The sequence below is a fragment of the Sphaerochaeta sp. S2 genome (genome assembly GCF_016406725.1).
In the GTDB taxonomy this organism is placed as follows: domain Bacteria; phylum Spirochaetota; class Spirochaetia; order Sphaerochaetales; family Sphaerochaetaceae; genus Sphaerochaeta.
The window spans coordinates 1-11,367 of the sequence record NZ_JAEKNT010000414.1; the positions used below are offsets into that span (position 1 = coordinate 1).

Annotated in this window: 6 protein-coding genes and 1 pseudogene; 4 read left to right on the plus strand and 3 right to left on the minus strand. The window is 50.3% G+C overall.

Annotated elements, in window-relative coordinates:
- Positions 1 to 970, plus strand: a 970-nt coding sequence (eno, locus tag JF818_RS12020; RefSeq protein ID WP_198892243.1) for a phosphopyruvate hydratase, incomplete at its 5' end; no start/stop codon positions are given.
- A 72-nt stretch (positions 971 to 1,042) separates the two neighbouring features.
- On the opposite strand, the gene JF818_RS12025 is transcribed toward eno, so the two are convergent.
- On the minus strand, positions 1,043 to 1,915 hold the full coding sequence (locus JF818_RS12025; RefSeq protein ID WP_198892244.1) for a CPBP family intramembrane glutamic endopeptidase: 873 nt from the start codon (positions 1,913 to 1,915) through the stop codon (positions 1,043 to 1,045).
- Positions 1,916 to 1,958: 43 nt separating this feature from the next.
- Between JF818_RS12025 and JF818_RS12030 the strand changes: the two genes are divergently transcribed.
- The 3 genes from JF818_RS12030 to yiaK are packed head-to-tail and all read left to right on the plus strand — an operon-like array spanning position 1,959 to position 8,904.
- Entirely contained in the window at positions 1,959 to 4,574 is a 2,616-nt protein-coding gene (locus JF818_RS12030; RefSeq protein ID WP_198892245.1) for a PD-(D/E)XK nuclease family protein, read from the plus strand.
- Positions 4,571 to 7,906 (plus strand): exodeoxyribonuclease V subunit beta, encoded by a 3,336-nt coding sequence (locus tag JF818_RS12035; RefSeq protein ID WP_198892246.1) that lies wholly within the window; start codon positions 4,571 to 4,573, stop codon positions 7,904 to 7,906. Before JF818_RS12030 ends, JF818_RS12035 begins: the two co-directional genes overlap by 4 nt.
- A complete protein-coding gene (gene yiaK, locus JF818_RS12040) occupies positions 7,903 to 8,904 on the plus strand; it encodes a 3-dehydro-L-gulonate 2-dehydrogenase (protein ID WP_198892247.1) in 1,002 nt (333 codons plus the stop codon). The genes JF818_RS12035 and yiaK overlap by 4 nt, the downstream gene beginning before the upstream one ends.
- On the opposite strand, the gene JF818_RS12045 is transcribed toward yiaK, so the two are convergent.
- Both JF818_RS12045 and fucI read right to left on the minus strand, forming a co-directional pair.
- The gene (locus JF818_RS12045; protein ID WP_198892248.1) at positions 8,905 to 10,143 is read right to left on the minus strand and encodes a hypothetical protein; all 1,239 of its coding nucleotides are present in this window, start codon (positions 10,141 to 10,143) and stop codon (positions 8,905 to 8,907) included.
- A 111-nt stretch (positions 10,144 to 10,254) separates the two neighbouring features.
- A pseudogene (gene fucI, locus JF818_RS12050) lies at positions 10,255 to 11,367 on the minus strand (L-fucose isomerase); the annotation flags it as partial.

Genomic DNA, 11,367 nt, shown 5'->3' on the forward strand with positions numbered 1-11,367 from the left:
CGCAATCCTTGGTGTTTCCATGGCTGTTGCCCGTGCTGCTGCTGACTACCTTGGTCTGCCGCTGTACAAGTATCTTGGTGCTTACCACGCTTGCACACTTCCCGTTCCGATGGCAAACATCCTCAACGGTGGTGCACACAGCGATAACAAGGTTGACTTCCAGGAGTTCATGGTAATGCCGATCGGTGCTGCTTCCCTCCGCGAGGGACTTCGCATGACCGCAGAGGTTTTCCACAACCTGAAATCAGTCCTGAAGGGACGCAAGTACAACACCTCTGTTGGTGATGAGGGCGGTTTCGCTCCCGACTTGCAGTCCAATGAAGAGGCTCTTGAGGTTATCATGGAAGCTATCAAGGCTGCTGGTTATACCACCGGTCGTGATGGGGACTTCATGATTGCTCTCGACCCGGCCAGCAGTGAGCTGTACGACGAGAAGACCAAGACCTATACCCTCAGATGGTCCACCGGTGACAAGCTCACCAGTGCACAGATGGTTGACCTCTGGGAAGACTGGGCAAACCGCTACCCGATCATCTCAATCGAAGACGGCATGGCCGAGGACGACTGGGAAGGTTGGAAGTTGCTCACCGATCGTATCGGCGATCGTGTTCAGCTTGTTGGTGATGACTTGTTCGTAACCAATGTTGAGAGACTGAAGATGGGTCTTGAGAAGGGTGTTGGTAACTCCATCCTGATCAAGGTGAACCAGATCGGTACCCTCACAGAGACCTTCGAGGCTATTGACCTTGCAAAGCGCAACGGCTATACCTCAATCGTTTCCCACCGCTCCGGAGAGACCGAGGACAACTTCATTGCTGACCTCGTAGTTGCTCTTGAGACTGGACAGATCAAGACCGGTAGCATGAGCCGCTCTGACCGTCTTGCCAAGTACAACCAGCTTCTGCGCATCGAGGATTACCTTGGTGATACCGCTAAGTATGCTGGACGGGATGCTTTCCGCGTACTGTAAGACACGTTAAATCGTATTATTTATTCGGGCCATCGCAATGCGGTGGCCCGTTTAACGCAGAAACATCCATTGTCATTTTTGCATATGGTGTTGAGCCATGATATCTTTCCTGACCACGAGGAAGACCATTAACAGCCCAATGATGAGTTGCAAGAGATCCATGGGAGTTCCGATTGCCTTGGTGGTGGTGAATATCGGTAGGCTGGGAAGGGAGGACCCCTGGTAGTTGCAGATGAGTGCAACAAAGAGATTATTGGCTGCATGGATTGCCAGAGCCGGTTCGAATCCTCCAGTGGCAATGCTCAGCGCAGTAACCAAGCCACCGAAGAGTGCGTAGAACACCAATACGAGAGTAGGGTTCTCTGCACTTCCCAGTTCCCTGTTTGAGAGATGGGGAGCCGTGAACAGGATTGCAGAAAGTACACAGGCAAGAACATTTCTCATTGCCCCTCTTCTCAGCCTTCCCCCTTGAACAACCCGAATGGGAAATACCCTGAATACCACTTCCTCACTGCTGGTCTGGATGGGGGTAAGGACCAGGACCAGGGGAAGTAACATCAGATGTTCCAGAAAGGATGCGTCACTGGTACTGTATGCCTCTGGTTCAACCATGAGCCCAAGGAGTAGAAAAAGCATTGCCACCAGAAGATAAGCTCCCATACTCTTGAACAAGAGGGTAAGCCGAAAGGTACTGTGGTCGGTGATCAATGATTGTGGACTCGTGGTAAGCAACAGCTTCCATGAGACCACGATACCCAAAGCCATGGCAAGGAAAGGTGCATTTGCCTTCAGGTAGGGGATGTTGAAATGCCCAAGCACGGTAATGAAATAGGGGCCCAGTATCAGCCAAAAGAGCAGGCTGAGAACCATGGCCAGTGCCAAGCTGAAGGGCGAACCTACCGCCTCTGTATCCTTCTGCATCAAGTTTCTTCTTGGTTTTTCCATGACGTACGCTCATCGTACACACAAACATGATATACTGCAACGTATGAGTCTATCACAAACGAAACGTTCCTATGTGCACGAGGCTTTTGACCAGGGATTGATCTGTGTATTTCCAACTGAGGTTGCAGCTCGATCATACCTGGTAGACTATGCGCTCCATGGGAAGAATCACGCTATCTTGGCAGAGAGAGCAATCTCCTATGATACCTTTCGGGGTTATTTCCTACCTCATCATGAAACCATGGTCCCGGCAAACAGTCTTACCCGTCAGCTCTTTATCCATCAGCTACTTGAGTCGGGGAGTTTGCTTCGCTATTTTCTCAATCCAACATATCCGGAGATGAACAACCGGGTGAAAGGATATCTTGCCAAGTTATTGCCATCCCTACTGGAAGCCTGCCAGGGGGAGGTGCTCAGCAACCTCGACTCAGCCATGCAGACGGACCTATTGGTACTCTACGGGCAGTACCAGCAGTTCCTGGATGAGCATCAACTGTTCGAACCCAGGTACGAGAAGCCGAGTATTCCCGATGACTGGGACACTGGAAAGTCATATTGCATTCTTTTCTCAGATACCAACCCGGAGGCAGAGAGCTTGTACGAACAGCTGGGAAGGCCTTCCTTCATGGAACTAAGGAAAGCTCCTGAAGAGGATCCCTCTGTTTCCTTGGAAGTATTTCCCAACCACCTCGTGGAAATCAAGCAAACGCTAAAAAGGGTGAGGGATCTCTTGGATGCAGGGGTGGAGACACACCAGATTGTAATCGGCAGTACTGCAACCGACACCCTCATGGATGTACTCCGTGAGGAAGCAATGCTCTATGGCATCCCCTTGACGGTCAGGGAAGGAAAATCGGTACTCGCTTACAGCAGTGGGCGGTTTCTCAGCCTGATCCAAGAGGTATATGACGAACAATTCAGTCTGGAAAGCTTGAAATCACTCTTGCTCGACCCTGGTATTCCCTGGGCTGAGGGGGAAAAACATCGGATTTTCATCAAGCGTGCAGTCAGGCAGTCAGTCATGCATGGCTCCCTGTATGGAGAGGACCAGTACAGTTCCTTGCTGGGAGATAGGGATTTGCAGAGGTGGTATGAAGGATTGAAGCAGAGCATCATTGCAATTGTCCAGGCTGAGGATATTGAGGACCTTCGACGGAAAATCAATCACTTCCAGGATACCTACTTCATTCCAACACAGTGGGTCGGCACCGCAGGGGAGGATGTCTATGCGTTCTGCCTAGATGCCATGGCTCAGGTAGAGGATGCGATGGAGAAGACCGGAATCACCTCGTACCCCAGGATCTTTTCCTTTTTACTTGCTCACCTACAGAACAAGCGATATGTATTTCAGCAGAAGAGTGAGGGTATTGCCGTCTACGGGTGGCCTCAGGTATCTGTTCTGAGTGCTGATTATCTTTTCATCCTTGCCCTTGACCAGGAAGGTTCGCGGTGCGTTGAGCGCCCCTTGGATTTTCTGCCTCAACAGATTGAGAAGGCGCTACGTAGGGAGGTCGATACCACAGAAGCCCATTTTCGCTGTGCAACCCTCGCTGATGGAAAGAGGTTCCTCTCCTGCCATATGCGTCGTTATGAAGGGGAGATGATGGTTCCTTCCTATTTCTTGCAGCATGGGCGCCTTACATCGTATGAAGCTGATCAGCAGGCCATCACCGATCCATTGGCTGCTGAACTGTTTCTTTACAAGCATGCAGTACTTCCTGATGTGAAGGCAAGTGCAAGCCAGAAGGAGTGGTTTCTGGCGGCAAAGAAGACCGTACTTGCTGAACGTGCTGATGACTATACACGCCATCCCATCAAGCCTGATCTTGTTGAAAGGCTCAAGGATGAGAAGGGGAGATTCCAGTTCTCCCCAACCGGCATAGACCAGTTTGACCACTGTCCGTATGCATGGCTTGCAAGGTATCTTTATGGTTTGAAAGTAGAGGAGTATGAGGTACAGCCAGTGGACCACCAGAGGATTGGAATGCTCCTCCATTCCACCTATCAACGGTTTTTTTCTGAAATTCGTGATTATGATCCTCAGAAAAGGGAGATATATCAGGAGCGGTTGTATGCACTGTTTGACGAGTGTCTGGGCTCCTACTATGGACAGCGTGGTCCTTCCCCATCAATGAGGAGCTGGATCATTGCAAGCTACAGGGAGAAGATGGCAGCCATTCTTGATGAGGAATCGGCACTATTCGCCCATGGAAGATCCATTGCATTCGAGGAGTCATACGAGGTAGAACAATTTCCTCTTCTCATAAACGGCCGAATCGACCGTGTAATCAGCCTTAACCCCCCAGAGGATACCAGGCTTGCTGTCATTGACTATAAAAAAGGGGTTCCTGAGGTAAAACGTGTTTCGGGGCATCTTGAATCATTCCAGCTTCCTATCTACCGGTTCTTGTTGGCCCATGGCCGTGATGTCTCAGTAGCCAACGCTTCCTACTACAGCGTCAAGGACGAGAAGTACTACACGCTCTGGGCTCGGGAGGATGATCCCTCAGCAATTCTTTGTGAAGAGCAGCTACAACAACGCCTGGAGAGTCTGCTTGATGCCGTACAGGGTGGGCATTTGATGGCAACACCATCAAAGAAACATTGTGGATCTTGCCCCTACCGATCCTTGTGCCGGAGGAGGTACGCAACACTATGATTCGATTTGAAGATTTTCTGAAACATACAAACGCAAGGTTGGATGATAACCAGAGGAAGGCCGTGAATGTCCTGAACAACTGTGTTGTCTCTGCCGGAGCCGGTTCAGGCAAGACCACGGTTCTCAGTTACCGATTCCTTCGTCTGGTTCTTGAAAGAAAAGCCCGCTGCGATGAAATCCTGACCCTGACGTTCACCCGAAAGGCTGCAAGGGAGATGCATCAGCGTATTCATAGGCATCTCCTTACTTGTCTTGAGGATGAAGACATTGCCCAACAACTTGAGACCTTCAGTGAAGCAGCCATCGCAACATTGGACAGCTTCTGTGCTACGATAGTCAGGAGCAATTCTGTGGCCTATGGAGTGCCTCAGGATTTTGTCATCGATGATGAGAAAAACCTGGGAACCATCCGTCGTGTAGCTACTGAACTGCTGGATGCGTATCCACAGAGCCCTGGGGCGAAGCTGCTCAGTGAGCTCTATACCCCTGATACCTTGATAGACAATGTATTTGTCCCACTGGCAAGTACCTACTATTGCCTCCCCAATACTGTTGAGGAAGGTGGAGCTGAGAGGATTCTTGCAGCAGTAGAAGATACGTATGAAGATCTTCTTGTTCAGTACCGCGAGATGTTGTCTCTCTATGCTTCTTTCACCGACAAGGGCAATACTGTGCAAGGCTACAAGAGCGATGCACAGTTGATGCTCTCCAGGATGGATGCCTGTAAGAACAGGGATGATCTGCGATCCTTGTTGTGTTCCGATTTTGCCCATCGTAGGGCTCCTGGAAACGGGAAAGCAGATGATATCCTGACCATCAAGGATACCTTGGCATTATACCGGGAACTGAGGAGCAAGCTCTGTATGGCGTTGAGTATTATGCTTGCACAGGACCAGCTACATGCAGTGATGGAATTCATGCAGGAGTTTGTAAGCAGGTACCAGAGAGAAAAACGCTCGAGCGGTATTCTTACCTTTGCCGATGTCTCTACCCTTGCGGTTACAATGCTCACTGAGGACAAGGCCTTGCGCTCTTTCTACAAGAAGAAATTCCGCTACATCATGATTGATGAATTCCAGGATAATAATGCTCAGCAGAAAGCAATGCTTTATCTGCTTGCTGAACGACTGGACAGGGATGGGGATGGTATCCCCCTGCCTGAGGATTTGCAGAAGGATAAGCTGTTCTTTGTAGGGGATGAGAAACAGTCAATCTACCGCTTCAGGGGCAGTGATGTTCGGGTTTTCAAGCAACTGAGCGGGGAGTTGGCTTCCATCGGAGGGGAGACCATCACGCTGGGAAGGAACTACCGTAGTGAGCCGGAACTGATCAAGCTGTTCAATACGATGTTCTCCAGCATCATGCAGAATGAGGGGGAGAGCTACGAGGCAGACTTTTCAACGCTGGAGTTCCGTGATGCTTCCCCTGGGGTGCAAAGCAGCTGCACGCTTCTGATCAAGCCTTATCAGGAAAGTGGTGGAGACGAAGAGGAGGAGGAAGCTTCCTCGGTTGAAGCAGAGGCGTATACCATCGCTAGACTGGTCAGGCAGATGCTTGAAAGTGATGAGTTCCTGATACCCTCAATAGAGGGGCCAAGAAGACCCAAGGCAAGCGATATTGCACTCCTACTTCGTACGACCAGCAACCAGCTGAGTTTTGAGAAAGCCTTCAGGAGATTCGATATTCCCTATACGGTACAGGCAGCACGGTCCTTGATGCTGGAAGCTCCAGCGAACGATCTGTATGCCATGTTACAGCTCATCCTCTATCCTGAAGATAAGCAAGCGTATGCCACAGTCCTTCGCTCTCCCTTCTGTAACCTGAGCGATTGGGCTATCACCCATGTGGTACAAGAACCGCTTTTCTCCCTACTTCCCATACTCTCAGAAGACGACGCTGAGCGGTTGGCATCTTGCGGGGCTTTCTACCAGCGGTTGCACGAGGCGGTAGGCAGTGAATCATTGAGTACCCTTGCCTTGATGCTTTGGTATGAGAGCGGCTACTACCTCTCCTTGGTTTCCCACCCGCAATACCAGGTATATGTCGAACATTTTGCCTTTTTCCACCGCCTGGCACAGATTCAGGAAGAACAGGGCAAGAGTATCAGCCAATTTGTCGATTTCCTGAGACGAAATCTGGTTCAGAATGAAAAAATCGACCAACTTGAGGTAATAAAGGAACAGGAATCGGGGCTTCAGATCATGTCGATTCATAAATCAAAGGGATTGGAGTTTCCCATTGTAATCGTGGGAAACACCGCATCCAAGGGAAAAGGTGGAGGGGATTATTTCAGTACCTTCCTCGATATCCCACTTCCACACTATCTCTCTTCCTCCTACCATGTCTCTGCCACCAAGCAAGAGACAGTCCGTCATGCGGGGACGCTCTTCGCTGGCAATGAAGAACAGGATATGGAGATTGCTGAGCTGAAACGGCTACTGTATGTTGCCATGACCAGAGCGGAGACCCATCTCATACTAAGTGGAGCATTTTCCAAGAACAACAGGGGGCTGAATCCTGCCAAGAAAGCGGATACATTGCTTCAGATGTTGGTAGGCAGCCTCTCCCTGGATATCGACAATCCTGTACATGATGAGGGTATCTTGAAGGTTCGGCCGATAGAAAGCATTCCTGAGCACTATCTCTACAGTGGGGAGCGAGAGGATAGCTCAGCTGTTCTTGAAAGGTTGCAAACTGCTGAGAGCTGGTATGATCAAGCCACACCAGCCTACAAAGGGCAACCTATCCGATTTGCCACCACGAAGCTTCATCCCCTTATCCAGGGGGCAGAGGGTGTGGAACTGCCACGATACCCCAGTGATGAGATTCTTGGTGGATATACCGAGGAGCAGGTAACCGGGTTTGGTACGTTCGTCCATGCGCTCTGTGAACAGATGGTGCTGGGCAATGAGGTGAAGGAACTCGCCTCGCTTATGCCTGAATCCCTGACAAGGGTTATGAAAGCACAGGAGTTAACTGTGCTCCAACAGGATGCACTTCTCTTGTGTAGCGAGTTCATAAAGAGTGAGTGGTATGAGAGAGAGGTAAAACCATATCCTCTCGAGTGTGAGGTAGGCTTCTTTAGTGCCGTTGAGAGGGAAGGCAGGACCATCGTAGCAGAAGGTTCGATTGATTTGCTGGTGAGGCAGAATGATACCTACCTCGTAATAGATTTCAAGACCGATAGGTGGAGAAATGAAGAAGTCCACCGTTTCCAGGTAGCGACGTATATGCAAGCAACAAAAAGAATGTATCAACGCCCGGTACGGGGGTGCGTTATTTATTTGCGTGACCCTGGTCAGGTGTTGGTATGGGAAGGAGAAAATCCATGATGCGAATTCCATTTGAGACGATGTGTGCACAATTTGAACGCGTGCTTGAGAGCCGGGATATGGAGAAGCATGATGCTGAACTCTGTGCTCGACTGATAGCTGAGACCTCACTTGAAGGGGTGTATACCCATGGGGCAAATCGATTTGCCTCATTGATCAAGGGTATTGATGAAAAGCGTGTCGATGTGCACGCCCATGCCCAGATGAGCGATTCGTTCGGGACTCTTGAGCGATGGGATGGAAAGCGTGGTGTAGGGAACCTCAATGCCTATGCCTCCATGAAGCGAGCTATTGAACTGGCAAAAAAGCATACGATTGGTTGCGTTGCCTTGAAGCACACCAATCATTGGATGAGACCTGGTACCTATGGATTGATGGCTGCCAAGGAGGGTTGTATTGCGCTTCTGTGGACCAATACGATGCCTCTGATGAGCCCCTGGGGCGGCTCTGATACCAAGATAGGAAACAATCCTCTGGTGCTTGCCATTCCCACTGGAGAGGGGCCACTTCTTGTTGATATGGCGATGTCTCTCTTTAGTTATGGCAAGCTGGAAACCTATGTAAGGGAGAAGAAGGAACTACCCGTCCCAGGTGGATGGGACGAAAGGGGAGAACTTACAACCGATCCGGAAGCGATTCTACAAAGCAAGCGCTCTCTTCCCATTGGATTCTGGAAGGGAACCAGCTTGGCCCTTGCCCTTGATCTGATTGCAGCAACCCTCTCTGGTGGAAGGACTACCCGCTCAATTGGGTCCTTGGAGGAGGAAGGGGAAGTCTCCCAGGTCTTTCTGGTCTTTGATACCTCCAAGTTCCCCGACCAGGAGAACCTGCAGAGGGAGATCCAGGCAACCCTTGATGACTTGGTGAACTCAACGCCTTTGGATGCAGAGAAGCCTGTTCGTTATCCAGGCCAATTCAGGGAGCAAACAAGAAAGGAGAATCTAGAGAAGGGCATTCCCGTTGATGAGGCGGTCTGGAACACGATTCTCTCCCTCTGATTAGATATATCCGAAAACAGGACCAAAGAGCAGGACAACAATAAGGAACCAGAGTGCATAGATAACCATGAATATGCTCTGTATCCGCATGAAGGATCTTCTTCTGAGCAGTGTTACTGCCAGGGAGCCTAGGTTGGCAAGCAGGAGTAGGTTCTCAGCAAGGACGGCCAACCGGTTGGGGCTTAGCCCGTATTGAAGGAACCTCCCTCCTATGGCAATGAGGGCGAATAGGTCGATGCCTATGGCTGCCAATGCTGCAGTGATGAGCACGATACGGTGAAAGGGTGTGGTTTGTTCGCTCTCCAGAAGATCTGTTGCATAGAGGATCATCATCAGAACCAATGCAAGCAACACGTCGATTACCAATAAAAGGTTTCGGTCCTCAGTTATGGGGAGTCTCCCTACTGCCAAGGCAGTCAGGAAGGAGATCATTACCACCGTAATTACCGGGAGGAAAATGGTAGCCAGAAGCCGGGTGAGAGAGGCTATCTGGTTCCTTCTGGACTGCAGAAGGTACCGGGCAGAGAGAGGGAGCAGTGGTAGAATTCCGGTAACCACGAATGGGGCGAGACGGTCCTCTGCATTGACTCCCACCGTTTCAAAAAGCACGAATGTGAGCATCGTCACCACAAACACGGCACAAGCAAGCAGGAAAGTTAGGAGAAGCACTTCGCCGGTAAGGCGTACATGTCTACTCATTCTCTCCTGCAGTGTTCCTTTCTGGGTGGGGAGGGCAAGACTGACCACCAGAAGTAGGGGCAAATGGATGAGTGCCAGGATCTTTGTCTGTGCTTCTTCCGTGCCTGTCATGCTGAATTGTAGATTCATCAAGAGCGCAAGGATGCCAAGAAAAGAGAGATACCCGGCAAGATATTTTCTCTCCTTTACCAGATACAGAGCAAGAAACAGGAGCATAAGGAAGGGTAGGTTCAAGCCATAGAATAGCATTGTATGGTCGCCAAAGGGATACCCTAGAAGCGTCGGTATCTGGGAGATGATGAGTTGACTGACCAGTACAATGATGAATAGCTTGGAGGCTGTTCTCTTGTGAGGTTCTTCAAGCAGGCTGAATCGTGCTCCCATGCGATAGAGGGAGAGCAGGGTTGCTTCATCCCTGGGGAGGACTTCCTCGAGCTCCCTCTGTATCTGGGCTTGTTTTTGGAGCTTCTCCTCACCAGTATCAGGTGGTTCCTGTTGCAACAGTATTTGTTCTTTCCATACAGAGAGTATCGTTTTCATACAGACCTCCGAGAAAGTATAACACTGGTGTGGTGAAATGGATACAATACCTGAAAAGAATAAAAACGGGTTGGCACCAGGCCAACCCGTGAATGATACAAGAACTGTTGCTTAGTACTTGCCGTACAGTGGTCCAAAGGTGGAGCAGGCGCGATAGTCAGCTCCTTCCTTGTCCATGCCAAGCATTGACCATGCACTGGGACGGAAGATCTTATCTTCCTCAACATTATGCATGCATACCGGGATGCGCAGCATTGCACAGAGTGAGATGATATCAGCACCAAAGTGCCCATAACTCAGTGCTCCGTGGTTTGCTCCCCAGTTTGCCATGACCGAGTAAACGTCCTTGAAGGGACCTTCCTTGCCATTGGTTCTGGGTACGAACCAGGTGGTCGGCCAAGTCTGGTCGGTGCGCTTGTTGATAACGTCGAAGACATTCTCCGGTACTTCACAGGTCCATCCCTCAGCAAGCTGCAGGACAGGACCTACGCCCTTGACCATATTTATCCTGACCATGGTCAGTGGCATTCCACCTTCACTGAGGAAGGTTGAGCTATAACCACCACCGCGGAAGTAACCACCGTTGGCGACGCTGAAGCGGGTATTCTCGAGGGTTTTCTTTACATCTTCCTCGGTAATCTCCCAATAAGGCTTCATCTCGCTTTCGCCTTTCTCGTTCTTCATCTGACCAGCAGCATCAAGCGTGGTAGCACCACTGTTGATCAAGTGAATGAATCCTTCCTTGGCCAAGCCCTCTGGCTTCCAACCGGAAACTCTCTCAATAGCTGCAGGGCTCCAGTAGGTTCTCACATCACTGAAGATTGCAGCACGATTGGTGAGCAACTTACAGAAAAGCATGCTGATACCGTTCAGGTGGTCATTCTCTGTTGCCATGATATACGGTTCACGGATGCCGTTCCAATCGAAACTGGTGGTAAGCATGGTTTCCATGAAGTCACCATTCGGCCAATGGTCGGTCCACTGTCTCTGGCCCTGGAATCCTGCACAGATTGCATTATGCCCAAGTGCCTCTTCCTTGAATCCGAGCTTCTCGAGCTTCTTGTTGCCAACCATGAGGTCACGACCGATCATGGTCATCTTGGTGCAGTACTCCCAATCCTTGGCAAGCTGCTCCTCACTTCTCTGGTACTCAGGAGGATTGGCCACATCTTCAGCCTGGATGCAGTTTTCTTTCACCCATGCAATTGCTTTCTTGTACTCTTC